Source organism: Labrys sp. ALF-8, from assembly GCF_059699065.1.
Window position 1 is genome coordinate 1,344,478 of record NZ_AP048537.1, and the last position, 25,648, is coordinate 1,370,125.

22 protein-coding genes are annotated in these 25,648 nt (G+C 64.7%); 6 read left to right on the forward strand and 16 right to left on the reverse strand.

From position 1 onward, the window contains the following. Nucleotides 1-4: 4 nt before the first annotated feature. On the reverse strand, nt 5-1,768 hold the full coding sequence (locus AC6H34_RS06120) for a hypothetical protein (RefSeq protein WP_448150856.1): 1,764 nt from the start codon (nt 1,766-1,768) through the stop codon (nt 5-7). A gap of 371 nt (nt 1,769-2,139) precedes the next feature. Between AC6H34_RS06120 and AC6H34_RS06125 the strand changes: the two genes are divergently transcribed. The 4 genes from AC6H34_RS06125 to AC6H34_RS06140 all read left to right on the forward strand — a co-directional run bounded on the left by AC6H34_RS06125 (nt 2,140) and on the right by AC6H34_RS06140 (nt 5,801). Further along, a complete protein-coding gene (locus AC6H34_RS06125; protein ID WP_497538211.1) occupies nt 2,140-3,252 on the forward strand; it encodes a DUF2252 family protein in 1,113 nt (370 codons plus the stop codon). A 370-nt stretch (nt 3,253-3,622) separates the two neighbouring features. Beyond that, nucleotides 3,623-4,093 carry a hypothetical protein gene (locus AC6H34_RS06130; RefSeq protein ID WP_497538212.1) on the forward strand — a complete coding sequence of 157 codons (471 nt, stop codon included), beginning with the start codon at nt 3,623-3,625 and terminating at the stop codon, nt 4,091-4,093. Next, nucleotides 4,090-4,698 carry a L,D-transpeptidase gene (locus AC6H34_RS06135; RefSeq protein WP_497538213.1) on the forward strand — a complete coding sequence of 203 codons (609 nt, stop codon included), beginning with the start codon at nt 4,090-4,092 and terminating at the stop codon, nt 4,696-4,698. Before AC6H34_RS06130 ends, AC6H34_RS06135 begins: the two co-directional genes overlap by 4 nt. Nucleotides 4,699-4,787: 89 nt before the next feature. Beyond that, nucleotides 4,788-5,801 (forward strand): amino acid ABC transporter substrate-binding protein, encoded by a 1,014-nt coding sequence (locus AC6H34_RS06140; RefSeq protein WP_497538214.1) that lies wholly within the window; start codon nt 4,788-4,790, stop codon nt 5,799-5,801. A gap of 85 nt (nt 5,802-5,886) precedes the next feature. Here the strand turns inward: AC6H34_RS06140 and AC6H34_RS06145 are convergent, their stop codons facing one another. The 8 genes from AC6H34_RS06145 to AC6H34_RS06180 all read right to left on the reverse strand — a co-directional run bounded on the left by AC6H34_RS06145 (nt 5,887) and on the right by AC6H34_RS06180 (nt 14,605). Then, nucleotides 5,887-6,516: an SRPBCC family protein gene (locus tag AC6H34_RS06145; protein WP_497538215.1), complete on the reverse strand. Its 630-nt coding sequence runs from the start codon at nt 6,514-6,516 to the stop codon at nt 5,887-5,889. A gap of 12 nt (nt 6,517-6,528) precedes the next feature. Then, nucleotides 6,529-7,365 carry an XdhC family protein gene (locus tag AC6H34_RS06150; RefSeq protein ID WP_448150850.1) on the reverse strand — a complete coding sequence of 279 codons (837 nt, stop codon included), beginning with the start codon at nt 7,363-7,365 and terminating at the stop codon, nt 6,529-6,531. Between the two features lie 10 nt (nt 7,366-7,375). After that, nucleotides 7,376-8,554 (reverse strand): vWA domain-containing protein, encoded by a 1,179-nt coding sequence (locus tag AC6H34_RS06155; RefSeq protein WP_497538216.1) that lies wholly within the window; start codon nt 8,552-8,554, stop codon nt 7,376-7,378. A 1-nt stretch (nt 8,555) separates the two neighbouring features. Beyond that, nucleotides 8,556-9,437, reverse strand: a complete 882-nt coding sequence (locus tag AC6H34_RS06160; RefSeq protein WP_497538217.1) for an AAA family ATPase — start codon at nt 9,435-9,437, stop codon at nt 8,556-8,558. Between the two features lie 55 nt (nt 9,438-9,492). Next, on the reverse strand, nt 9,493-11,907 hold the full coding sequence (locus AC6H34_RS06165) for an aerobic carbon-monoxide dehydrogenase large subunit (RefSeq protein ID WP_497538218.1): 2,415 nt from the start codon (nt 11,905-11,907) through the stop codon (nt 9,493-9,495). Continuing rightward, complete coding sequence (locus tag AC6H34_RS06170; protein ID WP_448151407.1) at nt 11,904-12,395, reverse strand: (2Fe-2S)-binding protein; 492 nt, start codon at nt 12,393-12,395, stop codon at nt 11,904-11,906. Before AC6H34_RS06170 ends, AC6H34_RS06165 begins: the two co-directional genes overlap by 4 nt. 33 nt (nt 12,396-12,428) lie before the next feature. Then, nucleotides 12,429-13,301, reverse strand: a complete 873-nt coding sequence (locus AC6H34_RS06175; RefSeq protein WP_497538219.1) for an FAD binding domain-containing protein — start codon at nt 13,299-13,301, stop codon at nt 12,429-12,431. Between the two features lie 143 nt (nt 13,302-13,444). After that, complete coding sequence (locus AC6H34_RS06180) at nt 13,445-14,605, reverse strand: MHYT domain-containing protein (RefSeq protein ID WP_497538220.1); 1,161 nt, start codon at nt 14,603-14,605, stop codon at nt 13,445-13,447. A 266-nt stretch (nt 14,606-14,871) separates the two neighbouring features. Between AC6H34_RS06180 and AC6H34_RS06185 the strand changes: the two genes are divergently transcribed. Then, nucleotides 14,872-15,546 (forward strand): nucleotidyltransferase family protein, encoded by a 675-nt coding sequence (locus tag AC6H34_RS06185; RefSeq protein ID WP_497538221.1) that lies wholly within the window; start codon nt 14,872-14,874, stop codon nt 15,544-15,546. A gap of 66 nt (nt 15,547-15,612) precedes the next feature. Here AC6H34_RS06185 and AC6H34_RS06190 read toward each other — a convergent pair whose 3' ends face one another. Genes AC6H34_RS06190 through AC6H34_RS06215 form a run of 6 tightly spaced genes read right to left on the reverse strand, consistent with a single transcriptional unit; the run spans nt 15,613 to nt 24,320 of the window. Next, the gene (locus AC6H34_RS06190) at nt 15,613-16,332 is read right to left on the reverse strand and encodes a peptidylprolyl isomerase (RefSeq protein WP_497538222.1); all 720 of its coding nucleotides are present in this window, start codon (nt 16,330-16,332) and stop codon (nt 15,613-15,615) included. Next, nucleotides 16,329-17,048 carry a respiratory nitrate reductase subunit gamma gene (gene narI, locus AC6H34_RS06195; RefSeq protein ID WP_448150842.1) on the reverse strand — a complete coding sequence of 240 codons (720 nt, stop codon included), beginning with the start codon at nt 17,046-17,048 and terminating at the stop codon, nt 16,329-16,331. Before narI ends, AC6H34_RS06190 begins: the two co-directional genes overlap by 4 nt. A 15-nt stretch (nt 17,049-17,063) precedes the next feature. Then, entirely contained in the window at nt 17,064-17,699 is a 636-nt protein-coding gene (gene narJ / locus AC6H34_RS06200; protein ID WP_497538223.1) for a nitrate reductase molybdenum cofactor assembly chaperone, read from the reverse strand. Nucleotides 17,700-17,709: 10 nt separating this feature from the next. Continuing rightward, on the reverse strand, nt 17,710-19,242 hold the full coding sequence (gene narH / locus AC6H34_RS06205; protein WP_497538224.1) for a nitrate reductase subunit beta: 1,533 nt from the start codon (nt 19,240-19,242) through the stop codon (nt 17,710-17,712). Further along, entirely contained in the window at nt 19,239-22,997 is a 3,759-nt protein-coding gene (locus tag AC6H34_RS06210) for a nitrate reductase subunit alpha (RefSeq protein ID WP_497538225.1), read from the reverse strand. The genes narH and AC6H34_RS06210 overlap by 4 nt, the downstream gene beginning before the upstream one ends. 21 nt (nt 22,998-23,018) lie before the next feature. Next, on the reverse strand, nt 23,019-24,320 hold the full coding sequence (locus AC6H34_RS06215; RefSeq protein WP_497538226.1) for an MFS transporter: 1,302 nt from the start codon (nt 24,318-24,320) through the stop codon (nt 23,019-23,021). A 111-nt stretch (nt 24,321-24,431) separates the two neighbouring features. Between AC6H34_RS06215 and AC6H34_RS06220 the strand changes: the two genes are divergently transcribed. Then, on the forward strand, nt 24,432-25,139 hold the full coding sequence (locus AC6H34_RS06220) for a helix-turn-helix domain-containing protein (protein ID WP_497538227.1): 708 nt from the start codon (nt 24,432-24,434) through the stop codon (nt 25,137-25,139). Between the two features lie 45 nt (nt 25,140-25,184). On the opposite strand, the gene AC6H34_RS06225 is transcribed toward AC6H34_RS06220, so the two are convergent. Beyond that, a complete protein-coding gene (locus AC6H34_RS06225) occupies nt 25,185-25,646 on the reverse strand; it encodes a group III truncated hemoglobin (RefSeq protein WP_497538228.1) in 462 nt (153 codons plus the stop codon). Nucleotides 25,647-25,648: the final 2 nt, after the last annotated feature.

Below are 25,648 nucleotides of genomic sequence, written 5' to 3' on the forward strand. Positions count from 1 at the left end.
CGTGCTAACGGTTAGCGCCGATGCTTTCGAGGTGAAGCGCCATCAGTTGGTCAAAGCGCGGCGTGTTGCGCAGGCGATCGAGGCGCGCGTCCGTGCGTATCCAGGCGCGGTCCAGTTCCCGTTCCGCCACCGTGGCCTCGAGCGCGGCAAAGGCCCTGCTCTCATCCCCGATGGCCGCCGCGAGCGTGGCAGTGGCGAAGCGGGTAGCCGGAGGACGGCGGGCCAATAGATGCTCGGCTCGTTGCGGCCGGCTCGCCAGCGCTTCCAGTTCGGCCTGGGCGAGTGCGAGTGCGGGAAAAGCCGCGGCGGCGGTGTCGCTCCAGGAGCCGGTTATCTCGGCCGCGAGCCTCCCGTTTCCGCCGAAGATATCGGCCAGTGCGAGATGAAACGCCGCCTCCAGAGGCAGTTCGCGCGCACTCGCGCCGGATCTTTCGAGCAGCAGTGCGAAGCGTCGGGACTGGAAATGGCAGACTGCCTCGGTGATATCCTGCTGCGAGGATATGGGTTCGATGTTGCGAGCCTGGCGAAACATGCTCTCTGCCTCGCCATGCCGCTCCAGGATGGTGAGGAAGGCGCCGAAGATGCGGCGCGCGCGCGCGTTCTCGCCAAGGCCGATCGACGTCGTGAACGAAGCCTCGGCCTGCACCTTGTCGAAGTCGAGCCAGGCAGCCACCGTCGCGAGCGATGCGTGGGCCTCGACGGAGGAAGGGTCGAGCGCGATGGCCTGGGTCGCCGCCCGGCGAGCCTGGCCTGCCGCTTCGTCCCGCCCGATGAGGCCAAGGCGGTACATGTCGCAGGCGCAATCAGCGATGCCGGAATAGCCCCGTGCATAGTCGGGCGCTGTTCGTGCGACCTGCTGGAACATCGCCATCGCTCTCCCCAGGCTTTCCGGCGTCTGCCGATCGAGGAAGAGGCGTCCGCGCACGATCCCGGCAAAGGCGGCCAGCGCCTGCGGGCCGGGCCGGATTTGGTTGGCCCTCATACGGGAACTGTCGAGCCTCAGGCGGTTGAGGGTGGTGGCGGCGATCTTCTCTTCGAAGTCCAGGAGATCCTCGTCCGGCGTATCGAACCGATCCGACCAGACCACGAAACCGCGAGCGCTGGAAACCTCGATCGTCACACGCAATCGCCCGGCCACGCGTCGCACGGTACCCTGGATGAGAGCGTCTATGCCGAGTTCGGATGCGATGTCTGCGAGGGATTTCTGACTGGCAATCCCATGAAGTGTCGCGCCCCGCGAGGCGACGTGCATCCCCTCCTCCCGGCTGAGCGCATAGATCAACTCGTCCGTCAGCCCGTCCGCGAAGCTCTCGTCGACGGGATCCTGCGACAGGGCCCGGAACGGCAGCACGGCAATTGCCGCGCCGCGCCCTTCCGGGAACATCTCTTCCTGTAGGGCGGGTTCAGGGGCCTTGGATGCAGCGAGACCGGCCTGCCAGTGAAAGTCGGGCGTGTAGCGTCCCGTGGGCAGATCGATGCGCACCTCATCCCCTGCGCCTTCGTCGCGATAATAGTCCTCCAGCTTGCGCCGAAGCCGCCTGGCCTCCACTCGGACGGCGGAGTCGATGCGAGGGTCGTAGGCCGGGCCCCGCCGATAGACCTCGTTCCCGATCACGGCTTCCTTCAGCGATGCGCCCCGGCCGGCGAGCGTCTCCTCGACGATGAATAAGAGGAATGCGCATAGCCGTTCGGAACCGCTGAAGACCTCGCTTGATCTTATCCGTTCGAGTACGGCGCGGATCGCTACGGCTGGCGGCGTTTCGGTCATGGAGCGGCCTGCTGGGTCTGAAGTCGTGGATGGAACGGCACGTCTCGATCCGTACCCGGCCGGCGGTGGGGACGGCTTCAGCCCCCCTTGCACAAGCTCGTCAGCCGCGCCGGAACACCGGTATAGAAACGGATCACCTGCCTCCCTTCGAAGGAAACCGTTCGCACGTCAAGAATGCCGGCGCCCCCGCTCACGTCAGCTCACGGCAAGTGAGCGCCGTTAGGCGGGCTATGATAGTCCTCTATCAAAAGGGTCCGCCTCGCAACGGCGGATTCGGCGCGTCACATCGACGTCACCACCGCAGGAGGACACTGGCCTCCACGGACCTTCGGCTAGACTTGGCCCGACCCTCCAGGGAAGGATCGATCGAAATGTCCTTCATCAAGCAAAATGAACAGTTCGAGCAGTGGCTGCGCAGTCAGTGCGCCGTCGTCGATGCCGATCTGGAGAAGAAGCACAGGCGCATGCGCAAGGACGCGATGTCGTTCCTGCGGGCGACCTATTTCTATTGGGCGCAGGAAATCGAATCCATCTGCGGCAACCTGGAGAAGGCGCCGCAGGTCCTTGCCGTCGGCGACATCCACGTCGAGAATTTCGGCACCTGGCGCGACGCAGAAGGTCGCCTGGTCTGGGGCGTGAACGATTTCGACGAGGCGGCGGTAATGCCCTATGCCCTCGATCTCGTAAGGCTTGCGACGAGCGTACGGCTCTTTCCGGACAGGATTCTGCCCGCCCGCCGTGCCTGCGATGCCATTCTTCTCGGATATCGCAGGGGATTGAGCAACCCACGCCCTACCCTTCTCGACGAGCATGCCGCCTGGATGCGCCCGATGGTGGCATGCACCGACGGCGACCGCAGGCAATTCTGGCGGGATATCGACGAACTTCACCCCAGCGAACCGTCAGACGAGGTACGGAAGGCCCTGGCCTCGGCTTTGCCGAACGGCGCCCAGGTACAGTTTCATGCGCCTCGCGCCAGGGGAGGCGGCAGTCTCGGGCGCCCCCGTTTCGTCGTCGTCGCCGCCTACCAGGGCGGCCGCATCGCACGCGAAGCCAAGGCCCTGGTGCCTTCGGCCTGGGACTGGGCGCATGGCGGGACGGGAGACATTCGCAATTTCACGCGCCTGGCGACCGGGCGCTGCAGGTCGCCAGATCCCCACCTGGATGTCCGCGGCACCTTCATCGTCCGCCGCATCGCCGCCGACTCCCGCAAGCTCGATCTCACCGCCGAAGGGAATTCTCTGGTCGACGAACGCATTCTCTCCGCCATGGGCGCGGATCTTGCGGCCATACACTGCGCCGACCAGGGCAAGGCCGAACTGATCGAGAAAGACCTGGAAAACCGGCCCGAGGACTGGCTGCACAAGAACGCCAGGCTGGCGGCGGCCTGGGCGGAGCGGACCTATGAAGGCTATGTCAAGAATGCCGCGAACCCCAAGGGCTCCAAGGGAAAAGCTGGCACGGCACGGCCACAGATAAGCTGAGAATATGCAGAGCCGGCAACAGTGATGCCGCCGCTGATCTTCAGCTCCGAAGGCGTCTGAATAGAATTTTTGGCAGTTCCCAGAGGGAAGGACTTGCTTATTTCACCGTTCCGACTGCAACATGCTGAAGCGGGGGGAATGGGGATCGCCATGCATCTGATTGGCCCAGATCAGACAAGGTTCCGTGTCCGCGCCGCCGAACGCGAACAAATCCTGACCCACCACACCCTGAGGGCGGCTTTCCTACACTCGATCTAGCAATATCGGCCGACGCCGGAAGGTGTCCGCTTGTCTGCCTTGTTACCGTTACAAGTTTGCTGCTCACCTCAATTGGGTACGGTTCGGTCACGACATCACCGAGGTTGGTTCGATGAGACAGTCATTGCAGATCCTCCTTGCCGCAGGCGCACTGCTGATCGCAGGCTTGCTGGCCGGTTGCGGCACGCAGCACTCGGCGGCGCCGGCGGCGCCCCAGTTTGCCGTCGCGCCGGACGCGCTCGTCGGCAAATGGGGGCTTGCCTCATACCGCTCCGAGCAGGACCGGGCCCGGACCGAGACTGCCGCGCGGGGGGCATGCTCCAACCCCTATGTGATCGGCAAGGGCTCTTCCGGCGGCGTCATCATGCATCTGGCCGATCAGGCCACCCCGCAGGAAGTCTTCCTGAAGACCGCCAGCGACGGCGCGGTCTATATCGGACCGCAGGGCCAGGCGGGCGATCCGCGCGATCGGCGCTTCATAGCCTACGACCCCGGCAGCTTCACCGTGCAATGGGTCGATCCGGACGCTGCCAAGCGCTACGGCACCATGCTCTATGTCCGCTGCGGGGCGGCGAAATCATGATTGCGCATGCGTTAAGACAAGCGGGACTGGTCATCGGAGCGCTTGTCGCGCTGGGCACGGCGGCGCTGGCCCAGTCGGCGCCGCTCGACCCCAAATATGACCTGGAGCGACCGGGCTTCGTTCCCGACCCCATGGAAGAGCAGCTTCTTCCCGAATACCGCCCCCAGCCGGTCTATTTCCGCTCCAACGAGCCACCCGGCACCATCGTGGTCGAGACGGAGGACCGTTTTCTCTATCTCGTGCAGGACAACAAGACCGCGATCCGCTACGGCATCGGCGTGGGACGCGAAGGCTTCCAGTGGTCGGGCCTGCTGAAGATCAGCCGCAAGCAGGAATGGCCCGACTGGCGTCCGCCGCCGGAGATGATCAAGCGACAACCCTACCTGCCGCGCTTCATGGCCGGAGGCCCGGGCAATCCGCTCGGCGCGCGGGCGCTCTATCTGGGCGGCACGGATTATCGCATCCATGGCACCAACCAGCCCGAGACGATCGGCTATGCCGTTTCGTCGGGCTGCATCCGCCTGGTCAATCCAGACGTCATCAATCTCTATGACAGGGTGCCGGTCGGCACGCGCGTGGTGGTTCGGCAGGCTCCCAAACTGTGAGGAAATGCCGAAGCGCGCATAACAGGCGGTCCGCGCTCCCCGTGACGGGGCGCGGCCTGTCTTCCAGCTGCGAGCGAGGGGGAAGTCAGATGAAGCGAGTTCTTGTTCCGGCCGCAGCGCTGCTGCTCGGCCTGACGGCGACGGGCGCGGGGGCCCAGACGCTCGAGGCGGTGAAGGCACGCGGCACACTGGTGTGCGGCGTCAACGAGGGGCTGGAAGGCTTCTCAAGCAAGAGCGATTCCGGCGCATGGTCCGGCTTCGACGTCGACTTCTGCCGGGCGGTGGCCGCAGCCATCTTCGGCGATGCCGCCAAGGTGCAGTTCGTCCCGGTTTCCACCAGCGAGCGCTTCGAGGCGCTGCATGGAGGCAAGATCGACATCCTGTCGCGCAACTCGACCTGGACCCTCTCGCGCGAGCTCGACTACGGCCTGAGCTTTGCGGGCGTCACCTATTATGACGGCCAGGGCTTTATGGTACCGCGAGCCCGCAACGTCAATTCGGCCCTGGAATTGGGCGGCTCGAAGGTCTGCGTCCAGAAGGACACCACGACCCGCCGCAACCAGGCCGACTATTTCGATGCCAATTCGATGAAGTATGACGTCGTGCTGACGGACTCCACGCAGGACTCCCTCGCCCGCTACAAGAAGGGCGAATGCACTGTGGTGACCTCGGACGTCTCCCAGCTTTATGCCGCGCGCCAGGAACTGCCGGACGCCGGCGAGCATATCATCCTTCCCGAGGTGATCTCGAAGGAGCCGCTCGGGCCGGCGGTGCGCCAGGATGATCCCAAATGGCGTACCCTCGTGCAATGGGTCCACTTCGCCATGCTGGACGCGGAGGAACTGGGCGTGAGCCAGTCGACGCTCGACCAGGCCAAGGCCTCCAGCCGTCCGGCCGTCAAGCGCCTGCTCGGCAGCGACGGCGACATGGGCGACAAGCTGGGACTGTCGAAGGACTGGGTGGCGAGCGTCGTCAAGCTGGTCGGCAACTACGGCGAGGTCTATGAGCGCAACCTCGGCAAGGACTCCAAGCTCGGCATACCCAGGGGCATCAACCAGCTCTGGAGCCTCGGCGGCATCCAGTACGCCCCGCCGGCCGAGTGACCGGCCGCGCCGGCGAAGTATCCCTTCGCCGGAATGACGCCACGATCAAAACATGAAACGCCTTGGCCGCCTCAGGCCAGGCGCCTCAACCGCGCAGGGGCGACGTGCAGACATGCCCGAAACCGAGCATGTCCTGCTCGTGCGCATGGCCCCCGACGCAACACCAGTTGGCGCTCAGCGCGACCATGATGGCGGCAGCGCCTGCCGTTCCGGTCAGGCGGCTGAGCCAGCTGGCCTTCTGCGGCGCGGCTGGTTGCTGTTTCTCGGCGGCTTCGCTGCCGACCGCCTTTCCAAGAGCGGCAAAGAACTCAGCGGCCAGCTTCCTGACCGTCGAGTCGATCAGGCGCCCCCCCAGTTGGGCAAGCTTGCCGCCGATCTCCGCGCCGGCTTCGTAGTGTAGAATGGTTGCCTCGAGCCCGTCCTCCTCGAGCCGCACCGTTGCACCTCCCTTGGCGAAGCCGGCAACCCCTCCCGATCCCTCGCCGGTGATGCGGTAGCCATTAGGCGGGTCCACGTCCGAAAGAGTGACCTTGCCGCCGAATGTGGCCTTCACTGGCCCGATCTTGACGACGACCGTCGCCGTCATCTCGCCGGGGGCAGTCATCTCGAGGCTCTGGCATCCGGGAATGCAATGCTTGAGAATCTGTGGATCGTTCAGCGCAGCCCATACCGCAGCTCGGGCGGCGGGAATGCGTTGGCTTTCGCTTATCTGCATGGGGCTTTTCCCTCAATGAACGGCCGATTCGGCGGTTGTCCTGTGGTCGCGCCGGCGGATCGCCAGCATTTCGGCAAGAATTGAGAGGGCGATCTCGTCGGGCGTCACCGCACCGATATCCAGGCCAGCCGGTGCCTTGAGTCGCTCGAAACATTCGGAGGCGACGCCGCCGGAGATCAGTTCCGCCTTCAGGGCCTCGATCTTGCGCCTGCTGCCGACAAAGGCGACATGCTCGGCATGGACCGACAGGGCGGCTCGCAGCGCCGCCTCGTCGCCGCGCCCCTGGGTCGCGACCACCACGAAACGCCGGCCCTCGGCCTCGACCTCCAGCGCATAGCCGTCGATACGTCGATCCGCCTCGGCGAAGAGGTGCTGGTCTTCCGGCTGCGCACAGATCGTCACCCGATAGCCGAAGCGCGGTGCCAGATCCGCCAGGGCGACGGCAACCGGGCTGGCGCCGAAGATGGCCAGCGACGGGTGCGGCAGCATGGGCTCGACGAACACATCCATCGTGCCACGGCTCGGACACATGTTGCGGGCAAAGCGGACCCCCTCACGCACCTCCCCCGGTCGCAGCCCCCTCTCCTCCAGAAGATCCTTGGGCTGGATCGAAACCAGCCGCGGTTCCCCATCGGCGATCGCCTCGCGGGCAGCCTTCACCACGGCGGCACGGGCGCAGCCGCCGCCGATCCATCCTTCCGTGATGGTGCCGTCAGCCCGGATCACGGCCTTGGCTCCGGCCTTGGCGGCCGTAACGGAAACCGTACGGACGACGGTCGCCAGGGCGAACGGCTCGTTGCGGGCCTTCAGGTCGGCAACCAGGTCGAGCGTGTCGGAGCGCGGTCGCATGACAACCTCCTCACAGGCGGGCGAGATAGGGTTCGAGCGCGGCCAGGCTCTCCAGCGTATGGGCCGCGGCGAACAGATCGACATAGGGAAGAGCAGCGGCCATGCCGCGAGCGGTCGGCTCGTAGCCGGCCCATCCCAGGAGGGGATTGAGCCATACGATGCGCTTGCAGCGCCGCCGCAGGCCGGCCATTTCCCGTGCGAGCAGTTCCGGCGGCCCGGCATCGTAGCCGTCGGACAGGATCATCACGCAAGTGCGCGAATGGATCACCCGTGCTGCATGCCAGCGATTGAAGGTGGAAAGGCATTCGCCGATCCGCGTTCCGCCGCCGACACCTTCGGCCATCAGGCCGAGCCGGTCGAGCGCCTGTCCGGCATCCCTTTCGCGCAGGGCATCGGAGACATGCACCAGCCGGCTATGGAACAGGAATGCTTCGGCTTCGAGGAAGTGGTCGAGAACGCCGTGGGCGAAACGCACGAAAGTGGCCGTGTAGAGGTCCATCGAGCCGGACGCGTCGAGCAGGACGACGAGCCTGAGCGGCACGTGCCTGCGGCGCAAGCGCACGAGATCGAAGGGCATGCCGCCGGTCTGGAGGCTCGCCCGGATGGTCCGCCGCAGATCGAGACGCTGTCCGTGCCGCGCCGCTCTGTCGCGGCGCAGCAGCCTTGCCCGCATCGCCTTTGCCAGGCGCTCGGCCAAGGCATGGGCGTCGAGGATCGACCGGGGGTCCGCGAGCTTGCGAAAATCGGTCGTCGCCAGCGCGTGCTGTCGGCTGGCTCCCTCTCTTCGCGCGGCCGCCGCTTCGGCTACGATCTCCTGGGCCTGCCTGTCGACTGCCAGCGCCGGCCCCGGCTGGCTTGCACCCACCAGCGTCTGCGCCTTCCCCTGCATGCTGCCGGCTTGTGCCGACGACGTGCGGAAGCGGGTCTTCACGCCCCGGCCGAGCCAGAATGCCTCGAAGATCTCATCGAAGCGGTCCTGGTCGCTGCGCCGCCCGCATAGGAGCGCCCTGAGTGCGCCCTTCACCAAGTGAGGGCGATCGAGCCCGTTCATGGCCAGGATCGCGAGGGCGTCGCGGCTCTCGGCGAGGCCGAGCGTGAAGCCACTGTCGCGCAAGGTCCGCAGGAAGCCCGCGAGGCGGCGGCGGACCGAAAGGCCGATGTCGAGCGATGGACGGTCAAGGGAAGACATGTCAAGCCACCTTTCCGATCAGGCGGTCAGCGACCTCGCGCGTCATGCGGGCCTGATCCTCCCGTGTCTTGAGCACGCATGAGAGGGTTTCGAACACGGCCTGCCTGTCGGTCTCCAGCCGTGACACGCCAAGGCCGACCAGCGCGGCCGCCCAGTCCAACGTTTCGGCGATACCCGGGGTCTTGGACAGATCCTCCTTGCGAATGCCCTGCATCAAACGGGCGATCTGCAATGCCAGTGCGGCGTCGATGCCGGGCACGCGCAGGAGCAGTATCCGCGCCTCTCGATCGACATCGGGATAGTCGATGGCATGGTACAGGCAGCGCCGGCGCAAGGCGTCGGACAGCTCGCGCGTGCCATTTGAAGTCAGAACCACCCGCGGGATCGTGACGGCTCGAATGGTCCCGAGTTCGGGGATGGACACCTGGAAATCGGAGAGCAGTTCGAGCAGGAACGCCTCGAATTCCTGATCGGCACGGTCGATCTCGTCGATCAGAAGGACGGCCGAGGTCTGGCGCCGGATCGCCGACAGCAAAGGACGCTCGAGGAGATAGCGCTCGGAGAAGATGTGTTCTTCGATCGCCCGTGCGTCCCCACCCTCGCGGATCTTTATCGCCAGCAGCTGGGCCTGATAGTTCCACTCGTAGAGGGCCTCGTTGCGGTCGAGGCCCTCATAGCATTGCAGGCGGATGAGCTCGGCCTGGTGCATGGTCGCGAGCGCCTTGGCGACCTCGGTCTTTCCGACGCCCGCCTCCCCTTCGAGGAGCAGGGGGCGCTTCAGCATGTCCATCAGCATCAACGCCGTGGACAATCCCCTGTCCGCGACATAGCCGGCAAGGGCAAGGCGATCCGCTATCTCGGTACGGGCCAGGGTGGAACTCATCCGCAATGCACTCCCTCACACGCCGCCGGAGAAGGCCTGGGCTCCGGCCCTGCCCTCACGCTCCCAGTCGCCGAGCGGTCTGCCAGAGGCGCCAGGGATAATGCGGCATCGGCAGGTGCCCGCTGCCCAGGAAGGCGAAGGCGTCATTCACCGCGTTGGAGAAGGCCGGCACCCCCCCGACATTCGGGCTCTCGCCCACCCCCTTCGCTCCGATCGGGTGATGCGGGCTAGGCGTGACGGTGAAATCCGTCTCCCATTTCGGGGTTTCGACGGCCGTCGGAAGGAAGAAATCCATGAAGGAGGCACCCATGACATTGCCGGTCCGGTCATAGGAAATCTCCTGTGCCATCGCGATGGCGAACGCCTCAGTCAGCCCTCCATGGACCTGGCCCTCGATGATCATGGGATTGATGCGCGTGCCGCAGTCGTCGAGTGCGTAGAAGCGGCGGATCGCGGCGACACCCGTATCCACGTCGATGTCCATCACGCAGAAATAGGCGCCGAACGGATAGGTCATGTTGGGCGGATCGTAATAGTTCACCGCCTCGAGCCCCGGCTCCAGGCCGGGAGGAGGCGCGTTGTAGGCCGCCCAGGCGATCTCCTTCATCGTCTTGCTGCGCTCGGGATTTCCCTTCACACGGAAGCCGTCGATGTCCCATTCGAGGTCGTATTCCGACACCTCGAGCAGATGCGCGGCGATCATCTGGGCCTTGCTGCGGATCTTGCGTGCCGCCATCGCGATGGCGGCCCCGGCAACGGGCGTCGAGCGTGAACCATAGGTACCAAGGCCGTAGGGCGCCGTGTCGGTGTTGCCCTCCTCGATGGTGATGTCGTCGGCGGGGATCCCGAGTTCGGTGGCGATGATCTGGGCCCAGGTGGTCTCGTGCCCCTGCCCCTGGCTCTTGGAGCCCATCCGCGCGATGATCGAACCCGTGGGATGAATGCGTATCTCCGCGCTGTCGAACATCGCAACGCCGAGGATGTCGCAATTCTTGGACGGGCCGGCGCCGACGATCTCAGTGAAGAAACTGACGCCGATACCCATGATCTCGCGCGTCTCGCCCCGCCTGAAGGCCTCCTGCCTGGCCTTCTGTTCCGCCCTGAGGGCCAGATAGCCGATGGTATCCATCGCCTTCTGCATGGCGAGATGATAGTCGCCCGAATCATATTCCCAGCCCAGCGCCGACTGGTAGGGGAACTGCTCGCGGCGGATGAAGTTCTTCATCCTCAGTTCGGCAGGATCCATGCCGAGCTTCTGCGCCAGGATATCCATTGCGCGCTCGATGCAATAGGCGGCTTCCGTCACCCGGAACGAGCATCGATAGGCGACGCCCCCCGATGCCTTGTTGGTGTAGACGCCGTCCACGGCAAGGTGGGCTGCCGGGAAATCGTAGGATCCGGTCACGATGTTGAAGAAGCCGGCCGGCCATTTGGACGGGTCCGCACAAGCGTCGAAGGCGCCGTGGTCGGCAAGCACATGCACGCGCAGCCCAGTGACGCGGCCGGCCCTGGTGGCGGCGATCTCCGTCGTCATGTGATAGTCGCGGGCAAAGGAGGTGGTCGACAGGTTCTCCATGCGGTCCTCCACCCATTTCACCGGCAACCCCGTGACGATGGTGGCGACGATCGAGCAGATATACCCCGCATAGGCGCCGACCTTGTTGCCGAAGCCGCCGCCGATGTCGGGAGCGATCACATGGATCTTGTGCTCGGGGATCTTCGAGAGCAGCGAGGCGACGGTGCGGATCACATGCGGCGCCTGGAAGGTGCCGTAGATAGTCAGTTCACCCTTGATCTTGTCGAATGAGGCCAGGCACTGGCAGGTCTCGAGTGGGGAAGGATGCGTCCTGTGATAGGAGATCAGTTCCTTGATCGTCACCTCAGCTCCGGCAAAGGCCTCGTCGGTCGCCGCCCGGTCCCCCACCGTCCATTCGAAGATGTGGTTGGGATGCTTGCGCGGCCCGTGGGCGCCGGTCTTCTTGTCGGCGATATCCTCGCGCAGGATCGGTGCGTCCGCGTCCATGGAATGGAACGGGTCCACCAGCACGGGCAACGCTTCGTACTCGACATCGATCAGTTGCAGGGCATCGTCGGTGATATAGCGGTTCTCCGCCACCACGAAGGCGACTTCCTGGTTCTGGAAATGCACCTTGCCGTCCGCGAGCACGGCCTGGACGTCACCAGCGAGCGTCGGCATCCAATGTAGGCCCAGGGGCTTGAGGTCCTCGGCGGTCAGGACGGCCAGGACGCCCGGCAAGGCCTTGGCCTTGGAGGCGTCGATGCTCTTGATGCGGGCGTGGGCATAGGGCGAGCGCACGAAATCGCCATGGACCATTCCGGGCAGTTTGACATCGTCGACATAGGTCCCCTTGCCCTGCGTGAAACGGATATCCTCCACGCGCTTGCGCTTGCAGCCCATGCCTTCGAGCCGCGCCTCCCGGGCCTCCCGGGTAAGTGTCATCTCGTTCATTCCGCAGCCTCCTGGAATGTCCGGCCCGCGAGCTTGGCAGCGGCGTACTGGATCGCCTTGACGATGTTCTGGTAGCCCGTGCAGCGGCAGAGATTGCCGGCGATGCCAAAGCGGATCTCCTCCTCGCTCGGATCCGGATTCTCCTTGAGCAGGACATGCGCTCGCATGATCATGCCCGGCGTGCAGAAGCCGCATTGCAGGCCGTGCATCTGCCGGAAGCCTTCCTGAAGAGCGGAGAGGGTTCCGTCCGCATGCGCCATGCCCTCGATGGTTCGCAGTTCGCCGCCCTCGGCCTGCACGGCGAGAACGGTACAGGATTTCACGGAGCGGCCGTTCAACTCCACCGTGCAGGCACCACAATGGCTGGTATCGCAGCCTATGTGGGTCCCGGTCAGCGCGAGGTCCTCCCGTAAGAAATGCACGAGAAGCATCCTCGGCTCGACGGAGCGCCGGACCTTCCGGCCGTTGATCGTCAGCGAGACCGTCATCGGTTCGATCGCCTCGGGTGTTTCGGCCATTGCTCAGGCTCCCTTGACTGCGCGCGCATAGGCTTTGGCGAGGGCGCGCCGCACCATGACGCCGCCCATGTCCCGCCGGTATTCCGCGGGGCCACGGCCATCCTCCGCCGGATCGGTGATCGCCCTGGCAGCGTCCGCCGCCCGGCGGATCGTCTCCTCGTCACACCGCGAACCGGCCACCAGGCCGCTCGCCTCCTCCGCGTACAGAGGTGTCGAAGCCAGGTTGGTCAGTGCGACCATGCAGGTGGTGACGATGCCGCCGTCGGCCGTGAGGACGGCGGCTGCGGCCGCGGTGGCGTAGTCGCCGATCTTCCGCTTCAGCTTCTGATAGGAATAGCCATGCCCCGCCGGCGGGACGGCGATACGGACGGCGGTGAGGATCTCGCCGGGCTCGAGCGCCGTGTCGTAGGCGCCGTGATAGAAGTCGCGCGCCTTCACCTCCCGCGCACCCGATGGGCCTGAAAGCAGATAGCCGGCATCGAGGCACTGCATCAGCGCCGGCATGTCGTTGCCGGGATCGCCATTGGCGACGTTGCCACCCAGCGTGCCGACATAGCGGATCTGGGGATCGGCGATCTGAAGCGAGGTTTCCCGGATGATCGGGAGCCTCTCGGCCAGGAGCGGCGAGCTGATCAGTTCCGCTTGGGTGACGGTTGCGCCGATCAGGATGTCCCCTCCCTGGACATGGATGCCCTTGAGATCGGCAAGACCGGCGAGATCGACCAGATGCAGCGGTGCGGCCATCCGCAGCTTCATCATGGGAATGATGCTATGCCCGCCGGCCAGCGGTCGCGCGTCGTCGCCATTGGCCGCCAGGATCGCTATCGCATCCTCCAGCCTCGAAGGACGGTGATAGGTGAAAGGGCCCGGAATCACGATGCAGCCTCCCTTGGTAATGCCGCTTCGAGCGGTCGATTTGAGGAAGGGGTGCGGCAATGGCATCCGGCCGACAACCGTCAATGCACGGGACGATAACCGCACGCACGAAATGCAGGTGATTTGCACGAACGGCGAGAGGCCTATTCGGCGGCGCTCACGCGCTGATCCAGCCGGAGCTTGATGGCAGCCCGTCGCGAGCGGCTCACCGGCACCTTGTAGGGTGTCTCCGACTGCGTGCCGAAGGTGCCGGTCTTGTGGTCGAACGTCAGCAGATCCAGGTTGGCGATGTAGCTGCGATGGACGCGGGTGAAGATTCGCGGATCCAGCTTTACTTCCACCTCGGAAATGGACAACGGGCAGAACCAGGTTCCCTTGCCATCGAAGAGCAAGGTGTAGTGCGCCTGCGCCTGTGCCGCGAAGATGCTTGCGACGGGCAGGCTGCCCCTCCGGCCGGCCTTCTCGACGGGCAGCGCCTTCAGGCGGGGCTCGGTAGCAGCCGGGTTCGGGTTTTCACGCGTCGCATGCGATCCCGTGCCTGTCCTGTCCGCCGGCGGCACGGCTTGCGGTTCCCAACTGGACGAGGACCCTGCCGCCTGTTCCCGTTCGCCCGGAACCAGCGTCAGGAGGAATAAGCCCGAAACCACGAAGGCCACCAGCGAGACGATGATCGCCAGCAGCCCTTGCGAAAGGGTCGGCGCATCGCTCTGGCCCATCTCGTGCGGCATGAGGGTCAGGCCGGCCATGGCGGTATAGTGCATGGCCGAGATCGCCAGGGCCATCAGGACAGCCGAGATGAGGGTGGAGCGCCAGGTCCCCTGCACGAAACCCAGCCAGAGAGACAATCCGGAGGCCGCCACGCCGATGACCATGCTGGCTGCGACGAAGATCGGGTCATGCGTCATGTGAACGCTGGAATGCAGGGCGTACATGCCGAGATAGTGCATGCTTACGATTCCGCCTCCCATGAACAACGCCGCAAAGGCAATCCGCCGCAGGGTCGGCATGCCCGTTCCCACCACGAAGACGGCAAAACCGACGACCAGCACGCAGATCAGGAAGGAAAGCAGCGTCGGCAGGACGAGGAAGTCGATGGGGACGGGCAGGCGCACCGCCAGCATGCCCACGAAATGCATGGTCCAGATCGCGAGCGCCATGGAAAGCGCCGACATCGTGATGAGGGCGCGGCGCTTCAGGCCATGCGCCAAGCCGATCTGGCGTGCCAGATACAATCCCACGTAGCTGCCCTGAAAAGCCAGGAGCAGCGACAGCATGACGAGCCAAGGCTCGTGCGTCGGCCTCATCGTACCCGGTCCCTCTTCCAGGGTAGCTCCGCCGCGCCTCATCAGGGTTGGCGGTTTGACCTGCCGGCCAGTCTTGAACGTTTCCGAACTTACTCTAGGACGGCACGCATGCCTTTTCCATCTTCAAAAAAGGGGGGACGTCGAGACGGGCGCCGGTCCCCCGCTCGTGCAAAATCGGCCGCCATTCGTGCAACAGCGCTTGCCAAGTTCTCTCCCCAGTCTCAAGCGGCAGAACGGAAGGCAAGGAAACAGGCGGAGCACCTGCCATGGAGGAAGGGCCTCTTTCAAGTCCCGGCGAGGCAGGCGTTGGCCCGGCGCCAAGGCCGGTCACCGCGATCAGCGCGGTGATCCTCGCCGCCGGCCTCTCGAGCCGCATGCAAGGCCCGGTCAAGCTTCTGCTCGACATCTGCGGTGAACCGATGATCCGGCGCACTGCCAGGAATGTCCTCGGGTGCCATCCGGTGCAGACCGTGCTGGTAACGGGCCACGCATCGGAGCAGGTCGAGGCGGCGGTGTCGGGTCTGCCGCTGCGATGCGTCCGCAATCCCGACTACGCCGCCGGGCAGCAAAGCTCCGTGCAGGCTGGAGTGAAGGCGCTCGCGAGGCATTGCGAGGGCGTCATGATCGTACTCGGAGACCAGCCCCTGGTCACCCCGGCCCATTTCCGGTCGCTGATCGAGGCGTTCTCGGCACAGCCCGAAGGGGCCATCGTCATTCCCTGCCATGAAGGAAGGAGAGGCAATCCCGTGCTGTTTTCGGCCTGCCATATCCCTTCGATCATTGGCGGGAACCTGAACGTGGGGTGCCGCAGACTGATCGAGCGGCTTCCCGAGAAGGTATATCGAATGGCGTCGGACATCCCCTCCTTCGCGCTCGATTGCGACACCGCCGAGGATTATTCGAACATCCTCGCCATGTCCCGACAGGAAGCCGGCAGATAGAATCGGCCCCTGCGCGTCGATCGCACCGCCCCGTCGGGGACCGGTCCTCTCGACGAACGAAAGCCCTCATTGAACGAGAGGCGACTTCGTTCCGTCCAGCTCGGCCCCACGGATGTCGGCCTGTCCGGCGAGGACGCTGACATACTGGCTGACGGCCTTTTCCTCGACCATCGCAGAAAGGTGTTGCGCGATTCGCTCGCGTACGACCTCGAAAGGCGTCGTCCGCCCCGGAATGCGCTGGTCGACGGCCACTATGTGAAAACCGTAGCGGGTCTTGACCAGGTCGCGGAGAAGCCCAGGCGGCCCCAGGCGGAACACTGCCTGTTCGAATTCGGGAACGGTTTCGCCCCGGCCGATCTGCCCGAGATTGCCGCCATGCTGGCCGGAGGGGCAGTTCGACAGCTCGGCGGCGACGGACTCGAAACGCTCGGGATGCTGGAGCAGCTCGGTCAATGTCCGCTCGGCTCGCGCTCGTATCTCGGGGACGCGCACCGACTGTGTCACCTGGAACAGGATATGCCGGACATGGGCAAGGTCGCCGCTCTCGAACTCCAGCGGATTAGCCTCGTAGTAGCGCCGGCACTCGGCTTCCGTAGGCGAGGGAACGACGATCTCACGTGCGAGCAACTCCTCGATCGCGTCGTCGATGTTCGTCTCATCGACCACCGCCTCCTCGAGGAGCCCGAGCCCGAGCGCTCTTTGGCGAAGCAATTCGCGGGCGGCCGCAAGTTCCGGCGTGGTGTCCGGCCGGATCGCTACTTCTATACCGTTGACGGAAATATTCATGACCTGACAGGCTCCTTGGCACGCGTCTTCGGCGTGCGGACGATTTGATACGGCCGAACCAGATAGGCGAGCGTGCCCACGCCGCTCCAGATGTGGACCATGCGGGTGAACGGCGAAATCAGGAAGATCGTGAAGCCGAGCAGGACATGCAGCTTGTAGACGAGCGGCACGTCGATCATGGATGCCGCCGCATTGCCATCCAGGGTCACGATCCCCTTCACATAGCCCGTCAGCGTCTCGAACAGGGCGCCGTCCATGTGGAAGGCTGAGAGTGGGACGGTCAGCAGGCCGAGCGCCAGTTGCAGCCATAGCATCAGCACGACGACGATATCCCATTTGCGGCTGTTGAGCCGGATGCGTTCGTCCCCGAGCCGGCGCGAGATCAGGATGGTGAGCCCGGCAATGGCGAGGAGGCCCGCAATGCCACCGACCACCATGGCAAGGAGCTGATGGGCCACGGGGGTGAGCGCCCAGTCGACGGCCCAGTGCGGCGCGAGGAAGCCCGCGAAATGGCCGAGGATCACGATGATCACGCCGTAGTGGAAGAGATTCGACCCGAGCCGGAGCTGCCCCTTTCGAAGCATCTGCGAGGAATCGCTCTTCCACGTATAGGGCTCGCGGTCGAAACGGATCAGGCTGCCGATCAGAAGCACGGCGAGACAGACATAGGGATAGACGCCGAACAGAAGCGTGTTCACATAGGGCACGGATAGCATGCTCGTACTCCCCTTCTATCGATCCGATGCTTTGAGAGCCTGTTCGCCGGGCATGGCTGCGCCGGCAAAGGCGGGTTGCTCGACCCAGTCCCGGTCGAGCGCCTCGCGGTGTTCCCTGACGGGCGGCACTTGTGCGGTGTCGACGGGTTCCTCGCCCGCCAGGACCAGCAGGGCCTGCAGGACGGAGGCATAGCGGCTCTGTCGCGCGATCAGCGAGCGCGCCACGACCGCCAGGATATGCGCGCAGTCGGCCAGCATTTCCCGCGCCTCGCCGAGATCGCGGCAGCTCAGATATTCCAGCACGACCGGCAGATAATCCGGCAGTTCGGAGGTGGAGAGGTCGAAGCCGGCCTCGGCGTAGACCCGCTTGAGGTCCACCATGGCTTCCCCGCGCTCGCGGCTGTCGCCGTGGAGATGTTCGAACAGATGCAGGGACAAGGCGCGTCCGCGATCGAACAGGTCGACGTAACGCTCTTCGGCCGCCAGGAGATCGCCGCGACCGAGCTCGTCGATCAGGTCGAGCAGGTTTCGCCGTTCCCGCACGGGCAGGAACGAGGAAACCTGGACGGTGCCGGCGATCTCCGGCAGTGCCGCCCGCATGTCTTCCGACGGGTAGGAGAGCAGGGCGCTCATCGCTCGAAATAGGAGCATGACGGCCTCCTCACGTGTCCAGGTGGCGGATCGGCGTCAGCTTGCGCCGACCCATCTTGCCGCCGAACAAGGTCGAATGCGGAGGTCCGAAATCGCAGCCATTGCCGAAGCTGAAGCCGCAGGAGCCCTTCAGGCCATAGGCATCCTCGGCCTCCTCGCGATGACTGGTCGGAATGACGAAGCGATCCTCGTAATTGGCGATGGAGAGGTAGCGATGCATTTCCTCGACCTGCGCCACGGTGAGGCCCACCTGGTCGAGAACCGCCTGCCCCTCCCCTCCCCCGAGTTGGCGCTGGCGGAAATAGGCACGCATGGCCAGCATGCGCTCGAGCGCGGCGACGACGGGGCCCTCGGCGCCGGCCGTCAGCAGATTGGCGAGATAGCGCACGGGAATGCGCAGCGAGCGCACATCCGGAATCTCCCCGTGGCTCTCGATCGCCCCGGCATTGGCATGCGACTGGATGGGCGACAGCGGCGGCACATACCAGACCATGGGCAGGGTCCGGTATTCCGGGTGAAGCGGGAAGGCGATCTTCCAGTCCACCGCCATCTTATAGGTCGGCGAGCGTTTGGCCGCCTCGATCCAGGCTTCGGGAACACCGTCGACACGCGCCTGCGCCTCAACCGCGGGATCGTTCGGATCCAGAAAGAGCTTCAGTTGCTCCTCGTAGAGATCCTGTTCGTCCTGCGTGGCCGCCGCTCGCTCGATGCCGTCGGCATCGTAGAGCAGGACGCCGAGATATCGGATGCGCCCGACACATGTTTCCGAGCACACGGTCGGCTGGCCGGCCTCGATGCGTGGATAGCAGAAGATGCACTTCTCGGCTTTGCCGGAGGTCCAGTTGTAGTAGATTTTCTTGTAAGGGCAGCCGGAGACGCACATGCGCCAGCCGCGGCACTTGTCCTGGTCGACCAGGACGATGCCGTCCTCCTCGCGCTTGTAGATCGAGCCGGAGGGGCAGGAAGCGACGCAGCTCGGATTGAGGCAGTGCTCGCACAGCCGTGGCAGATACATCATGAAGGTGTTTTCGAACTGCCCGTAGATGTCCTTCTGCACGGCCTCGAAATTGTAGTCCTGCGAGCGCTTGTCGAACTCGCCGCCGAGGATTTCCTCCCAGTTCGGCCCCCACTCGATCTTGTCCATGGGGCGGCCGGTGACGAGCGACAGGGGACGCGCCACCGGCGCGGTCGGCAGCTCAGGCGCCTTTTGGAGGTGCTCATAGTCGAAGGTGAAGGGCTCGTAGTAGTCGTCGATCTCGGGAAGGTTGGGGTTGGCGAAGATCTTGGTGAGGATCGACAGGCGCCCGCCCTGCTTGGGAGCGATCTTGCCGCTCTTCTTGCGTTCCCATCCGCCCTTCCAGCGCTTCTGGTTCTCCCAGTCCTTGGGATAGCCGATGCCGGGCTTGGTCTCGACATTGTTGAACCAGGCATATTCCATGCCCTGGCGCGAGGTCCACACCTGCTTGCAGGTGACGGAGCAGGTATGGCAGCCAATGCACTTGTCGAGGTTCAGGACCATCGCGATCTGAGCTCGAATCTTCATGCCACGGTCTCCTTGGCGACGGGATCGACGGGATTCGAATGGTCAAGCCAATCGATGTGGTTGAGCTTGCGCAGGATGACGAACTCGTCACGGTTCGAACCCACCGTGCCGTAGTAGTTGAAGCCGTAGGAAAGCTGGGCGTAGCCGCCGACCATGTGGGTCGGCTTGAGCACGGCCCGCGTCACCGAATTGTGGATGCCGCCGCGCAGCCCCGTGATCTGTGAACCCGGAACGTTCACGATCTTCTCCTGTGCGTGATACATCATGCACATGCCGTCCTTGACGCGCTGGCTGACGACGGCGCGGGCGGCGATGGCGCCATTGAGATTGAAGAGCTCGATCCAATCATTGTCGACGATGCCCGCGCTCTTCGCATCGTTCTCCGATATCCACACGATCGGTCCGCCGCGCGAGAGCGTCAGCATCAGGAGATTGTCGGTGTAGGTTGAATGGATGCCCCACTTCTGGTGCGGCGTGATGAAGTTGAGCACGATCTCGCGTTCCCCGTTGGAGCGCTTGCCGAGCATCTCGGCGGCCGAGCGGGTGTCGATCGGCGGCCGGTAGACCGCGAAGCTTTCGCCGAAATCCCGGAGCCAGCGATGGTCCTGGTAGAATTGCTGGCGCCCCGTCAGCGTGCGCCAGGGGATGAGTTCGTTCACGTTGGTGTAGCCGGCCGTGTAGCTGACATGCTCGCTCTCGATGCCGGACCAGGTGGGCGAGGAGATGATCTTGCGGGGCTGGGCCTGGATGTCGCGAAAGCGGATCTTCTCGTCCTCGCGCATCGCGGCCAGATGGGTGTGATCGCGACCCGTCACCTTGCCGAGCGCTTCCCAGGCCTTGACGGCTACTTGGCCATTGGTTTCCGGCGCGAGATAGAGAATGACCTCCGCCGCCTCGATGTCGGTCTCGATGCGCGGCCGTCCCGCGGTGGGGCCCTCGCCATCCACCCGGTAGTTCAGCGCGCCGAGGCCCTTCACCTCGTCCTCCGTGTTCCAGGATATGCCCTTGCCACCGTTGCCGAGCTTGTCAGCGAGCGGTCCGAGAGCCGTGAACCGCCGCCAGATACCGGGATAGTCGCGTTCCACCACCGCGATCTGCGGGGCGGTCACGCCGGGGATGAACTCGCATTCCCCTTTCTTCCAGTCCTGCACCTCGAAGGGCTGCGCCAGTTCACCCGGAGTGTCGTGCTGGATGGGAACGAGCACCACGTCGCGCTCGACGCCGAGATGTCCCTCCGCCAGTTCCGAGAAACGCTTCGCGATCGCCTTGTAGGTTTCCCAGTCGCTGCGTGCTTCCCAGACGGGATCCACCGCCGCCGACAGGGGATGGATGAAGGGGTGCATGTCGGAGGTGTTGAGATCGTTCTTCTCGTACCAGGTCGCCGTCGGCAGGACGACATCGGAATAGAGGCAACTGGTCGACATTCGGAAGTCGAGCGTCACGACGAGATCGAGCTTTCCCTCCGGCGCCGGATCGTGCCAAGCGACCTCCCGCGGTTTTTCGCGGCCTTCCTCGCCCAGATCCTTGCCCTGCAGGCCGTGGCTGGTGCCGAGGAAGTGCCTCAGGAAATATTCGTGCCCCTTGCCGGAGGAGCCGAACAGATTCGAGCGCCAGATGAAGAGGTTGCGCGGAAAGTTCACGGGATTGTCCGGATCCTCGCAGGCCATGCCGATCGCACCTGATCTGAGGCCGGCGGCGACATGCTCCTTCAGGTCGGTCCCGGCCTTGCCCGCCTCGGCCGCCAGCCCCAGCGGATTGACCGAAAGCTGCGGCGCCGAGGGAAGCCAGCCCATGCGCTCGGCCTTGACGTTGAGGTCGATCATGCTGCCGCGGTAAGGCGCGGGATCGGCCAGCGGCGACAGCAATTCGGAGACCTCGAGCTTCTCATAGCGCCACTGATCGCTGTGGGCGTAGAAGAAGGAGGTGCCGTTCATGTGGCGTGGCGGCCGGACCCAGTCGAGCGCAAAGGCGAGCATGGTCCAGCCGGTCTGCGGGCGCAGCTTCTCCTGGCCGACATAGTGCGCCCAGCCGCCCCCCGAGACACCCACGGTGCCGCACATCATCAGCATGTTGATGATCGAGCGGTAGCCCATGTCCTGGTGATACCAGTGGTTCATGCCGGCTCCGATGATCACCATGGCGCGGCCCTCGGTCTTCTCCGCGGTCTCGGCAAAACCACGCGCCACCGCGATGGCCTTCTCGGCGGGGACGCCGGTGATCGATTCCTGCCAGGCGGGCGTATAGGGCAGGTCGTCGCCGAACTCCCGGGCGCAATCGCCGCCGAGCCCGCGATCGAGCCCGTAATTGGCGCAGAGGAGATCGAAGACCGTCGCGACGAGGGCCTCACCGTCGGCAAGCTCGAGCTTGCGCACGGGAACGTTGCGCGTGAGCACGTCGCCGCCCTGGTCGTTCGCCTCGAAATGCTCGTGCGGCTGGCCGCCGAAATAGGGGAAGGCGACGGTGGCCATGTCGTCACGCCGGTCGATCAGGCTGAGGGCGAGGCGCACTTCCGCTCCGGTTTCGCCATCCTTGGCCTCCAGGTTCCAGCGTCCGGCCGGATCGCCGTCCTTGGGCCAGCGATAACCGACAGAACCCTGTGGGACGACGGGACTGCCCGTATCCTCCGCTATCGCGACCGTCTTCCAAGCGGCACGGCCGGATGCGGGCGAACCCGGCAGGTCGCTCTGGCGCAGGTAGCGATCCGGCACGAAGCGGTCGCCGTCCTGCCGCAGGCGCACCAGCATGGGCATGTCGGTGTATCGGCGGCAGTAGTCCTGGAAATACGGCACCTGCCGGTCCAGGAAGAACTCGCGCAGGATGACATGGCCCATGGCCATGGCGAGCGCCGCATCCGTGCCTTGCTTTGGGTGCAGCCACAGGTCGGAAAGCTTGGAGACCTCGGCATAGTCGGGCGTGATCGCGACCACCTTGGTGCCGTTGTAGCGGGCCTCGACGAAGAAATGGGCATCCGGCGTCCGCGTCTGAGGGACGTTGGAGCCCCAGGCGATGATGTAGGCCGAATTGTACCAGTCCGCCGACTCCGGCACGTCGGTCTGCTCGCCCCAGGTCTGCGGACTCGACGGAGGCAGGTCGCAGTACCAGTCGTAGAAGGAGAGCAGCGTACCGCCGATCAGGCTGAGATAGCGCGCGCCTGCCGCATAGGAGACCATGGACATGGCCGGGATCGGTGAAAAGCCGACCACGCGGTCCGGACCGAAGGTCCTGATCGTATGCACATTCGCCGCGGCGATGATCTCGACGGCCTCGTCCCACGTGGTGCGGACGAAGCCGCCCCGTCCCCTCACCGATTTATAGGATCTGGCGATCTCGGCATTGCCCGCGACGGCGGCCCAGGCTTCGACAGGCCCCAGGGTCTTGCGTGCCTCGCGCCAGGCCCCGACCAGCCTGCTGCGCACCAGCGGATACTTGATGCGGCTCGCACTGTAGAGATACCAGCTGTAGGAAGCCCCGCGAGAGCAGCCGCGCGGCTCGTGGTTCGGCATGCCCGGCCGGGTACGGGGATAGTCGGTCTGCTGTGTCTCCCAGGTGACGACGCCGCTCTTGACGTAGATCTTCCAGGAGCAGGAGCCGGTGCAGTTCACGCCATGGGTCGAGCGGACGATCTTGTCGTGCTGCCAGCGCTGCCGGTAGCCCTCCTCCCACATGCGGTCTTCGTCGCGGAGCTCGCCATGTCCTTGCGCGAAGGATTCCCTGCGGCGGGAGAGGTAGGTCAGGCGTTCCAGAAAATGGCTCATATAGCCACTCCTTTCTCGGTCTTATCGCGATGGCGTTGTCGCCTGCTGCGCTCCCTCGCCCATGGCGGGAGCTCGCCGGACTTCGGTCAGGTAGTTGAGGATCAGTGAGACCCAGACGATGCCGTAGAGCAGCATGAAGCAGCTCGAATTCACGCCGAGCCGATCCAGGAGCGCGCCGAACATGATCGGCAGCAGGAAGCCGCCGAGGCCGCCGGCCATGCCCACGATGCCGGAGACGGTGCCCATATTGTCTGGAAAATCATCGGCGATGTATTTGAAGGTCGAGGCCATGCCGCAGGCGAAGGCGACGCCGAGCACCATGAGGAGGGCGGTGAAGATCCAGGCCGGCAGCCCAATGGAGAAGCCGACCGGCCCGCCGGTGGTGTGCACGACCAGGTCGGTCCGCGGATAGGACAAGAGGAACAGGGCAATCCAGGCCGCCCACAGCACCCACCAAGTGACGTTGTGCGCTCCGAAACGATCGGACAGCCAACCGCCCACGGCACGAAATGCGCCGCCGGGCAGGGAGAAGCAGGCCGCGAGCAACGACGCCTGGGCGATCGAGAACCCGTATTCGTTCTTAAAATATTGTGGAGCCCAGATCGACAATGCAGTGAATCCGCCAAAGACGATCGAGTAATACTGACAATACTTCCACACCCGGGGGTCCTGCAGCACGGAAAGTTGCTTCACCATCGACGAGGAGCCCTTGCCCGCGCCGGGATCGGGGGCTGAGAACAGCCAGAACAGAACGGCGGTGACGAGAAGCGCACCCGCATAGACCTTCGGGACGGCCTCCCAGCCAAAACTTCCGACCAGCATCGGGGCCACGAACATGTTCAGGGCGGCGCCGACGGTACCGGCGCCGAAGAACCCCATCGCAAAGCCGCGGCTCTCCTTCGGGAAGAAGCGGGCGACATAGGGTGTTCCCACGGAAAAGGAAGCGCCGACAAGGCCGAGCGCTAGACCCAGCAGGATCAATTGCCAGAGCGCGGTCGCATAGGACGAAAGCCAGAGCGGCACGGCACAACCCACCAGCAGCAGCAGCATGATGATCCGGCCGCCGAAGCGGTCGGTCCAGATGCCGAGAGGCAGGCGGAACAAGGCCCCCGTCAGGATTGGCGTCGCGGTAAGAAGCCCGAACTGAGTGGAATCGAGATTGAGCTGGGAGCGAATCGGGATACCGATCACACCAAACATGGTCCAGACCGCGAAACAGGCGGTAAAGGCCCAGGTCGTCACGAGCAGTACGGAGAGGTTTCGAGACCTTGTCATCTTTGCCTCTGGGTCCTCGATCGACTTGCCCCACGGCAGATCGATCATCGTCTTCGATCGTCAACCTATCGCAGTCGAGAATGTCACGATTTGATCCAGCGCAAATGACGATTTGATCAATATCACATATTGGAATGGACGAGAGGATACCGCAGACCCATGGAAAGTGAGATTTCCCTGCCCGACGCCATCGCGTCGCTGCCATTGTTTGCCGGGGTCTCCGATGAAGGACTGCGCAATCTGCATGCTGCATGCGTCGTGCAGCAGGCACCCAGAGGCGTCATCCTGTTCGAGCAGGGCGCCGAGCCGAACTTTCAGGTCGCCGTTCTGGAGGGCGCCGTCCATCTCCTGGGACGGTCGGGGCAGGGACAGGAGATGGTGATTGAGATCGTCGAGGCACCCGGCCTGCTCCTGCCGGCGGCCGTTGTGTCCGGCGCCCCCTATCTCATGCGCGCGCGCTGCATCGAAGATGTGAAGGTGCTGATGATCAAGGCCGACGTCTTTCGCCGTCTTCTGGAGAGCGAGCCGTCGCTCGCGCTCGCGGTCATCGGCAGCCTGTCGGACCAGTTCCGCGCCATGGTCCGGCAGATCAAGACGCTCAAGCTGCGTCCGGGACCCCAGCGCGTGGCCGCCTACCTCGTCTCGCTGGCGCGTCGGCAGGCCAGCGACAAGGACGTGACCCTGCCCTATGAGAAGGGATTGATCGCCTCCCAGCTCGGCATGACGCGCGAGAGCTTCTCCCGCATCCTCTCGGCCCTGCAGCGCGACGTCATCAGCATGGACGGCCAGGAAATACGGATTCTCGACTATAGCGCGTTGCTGGAACTGAGCGCGCCCGATCCGCTGATCGACGGGCCCGACGCCTGAGCGCTGCTCGCCGGCTCGCCCGTGAATCCGGCGCCGTCACGGGAATCAAGCCATCCGACGGTAGCGCTCGCCCTTTGGGAGCAGAATGCCATTCGCGCCGGCCAGGCCGAGTTCCAGGCTCTCCGCAACCCGCCTCGCCCGTTCGACGAAAACGTCGGCAGCCTCCGGGGGACAGGTTTCGCGCGCCGACTGCTCGAACAGGGCGAGCCAGCGATCGAAATGCTCGGCATCGACAGGCAACGACGTATGGCTCGCCATCGGCTGGCCATGGTACCGCCCGCTCTGCAATGTGAGCGACGACCAGAATGCGAACATCTTCTGCAGATGCGGCTCCCAGTCTGCAATGCGCTCCTCGAACACGGGACCCAGCAGGGCATCTCCCCGCACCCTTACGTAGAAGCCACGGACCAGCTTCTCGATCAGGGCCTCATCGATTCCCCACCGTGTGCGGGCGGCCTCGACGATGGCGGCCCGGCGCTCGCACGCGCTGCCTGTATTGTCGGTCATCG

Coding starts and splice junctions, on each gene's coding strand:
- AC6H34_RS06185 (WP_497538221.1), top strand. CDS start 14,872: ATGGAGGAAGGGCCTCTTTCAAGTCCCGGCGAGGCAGGCGTTGGCCCG.
- AC6H34_RS06135 (WP_497538213.1), top strand. CDS start 4,090: ATGATTGCGCATGCGTTAAGACAAGCGGGACTGGTCATCGGAGCGCTT.
- AC6H34_RS06130 (WP_497538212.1), top strand. CDS start 3,623: ATGAGACAGTCATTGCAGATCCTCCTTGCCGCAGGCGCACTGCTGATC.
- AC6H34_RS06150 (WP_448150850.1), bottom strand. CDS start 7,365: ATGCGACCGCGCTCCGACACGCTCGACCTGGTTGCCGACCTGAAGGCC.
- narH (WP_497538224.1), bottom strand. CDS start 19,242: ATGAAGATTCGAGCTCAGATCGCGATGGTCCTGAACCTCGACAAGTGC.
- narJ (WP_497538223.1), bottom strand. CDS start 17,699: ATGCTCCTATTTCGAGCGATGAGCGCCCTGCTCTCCTACCCGTCGGAA.
- AC6H34_RS06225 (WP_497538228.1), bottom strand. CDS start 25,646: ATGACCGACAATACAGGCAGCGCGTGCGAGCGCCGGGCCGCCATCGTC.
- narI (WP_448150842.1), bottom strand. CDS start 17,048: ATGCTATCCGTGCCCTATGTGAACACGCTTCTGTTCGGCGTCTATCCC.
- AC6H34_RS06145 (WP_497538215.1), bottom strand. CDS start 6,516: ATGCAGATAAGCGAAAGCCAACGCATTCCCGCCGCCCGAGCTGCGGTA.
- AC6H34_RS06215 (WP_497538226.1), bottom strand. CDS start 24,320: ATGATCGATCTGCCGTGGGGCAAGTCGATCGAGGACCCAGAGGCAAAG.
- AC6H34_RS06155 (WP_497538216.1), bottom strand. CDS start 8,554: ATGTCTTCCCTTGACCGTCCATCGCTCGACATCGGCCTTTCGGTCCGC.
- AC6H34_RS06160 (WP_497538217.1), bottom strand. CDS start 9,437: ATGAGTTCCACCCTGGCCCGTACCGAGATAGCGGATCGCCTTGCCCTT.
- AC6H34_RS06170 (WP_448151407.1), bottom strand. CDS start 12,395: ATGACGGTCTCGCTGACGATCAACGGCCGGAAGGTCCGGCGCTCCGTC.
- AC6H34_RS06165 (WP_497538218.1), bottom strand. CDS start 11,907: ATGAACGAGATGACACTTACCCGGGAGGCCCGGGAGGCGCGGCTCGAA.
- AC6H34_RS06125 (WP_497538211.1), top strand. CDS start 2,140: ATGTCCTTCATCAAGCAAAATGAACAGTTCGAGCAGTGGCTGCGCAGT.
- AC6H34_RS06180 (WP_497538220.1), bottom strand. CDS start 14,605: ATGAGGCCGACGCACGAGCCTTGGCTCGTCATGCTGTCGCTGCTCCTG.
- AC6H34_RS06190 (WP_497538222.1), bottom strand. CDS start 16,332: ATGAATATTTCCGTCAACGGTATAGAAGTAGCGATCCGGCCGGACACC.
- AC6H34_RS06220 (WP_497538227.1), top strand. CDS start 24,432: ATGGAAAGTGAGATTTCCCTGCCCGACGCCATCGCGTCGCTGCCATTG.
- AC6H34_RS06210 (WP_497538225.1), bottom strand. CDS start 22,997: ATGAGCCATTTTCTGGAACGCCTGACCTACCTCTCCCGCCGCAGGGAA.
- AC6H34_RS06140 (WP_497538214.1), top strand. CDS start 4,788: ATGAAGCGAGTTCTTGTTCCGGCCGCAGCGCTGCTGCTCGGCCTGACG.
- AC6H34_RS06120 (WP_448150856.1), bottom strand. CDS start 1,768: ATGACCGAAACGCCGCCAGCCGTAGCGATCCGCGCCGTACTCGAACGG.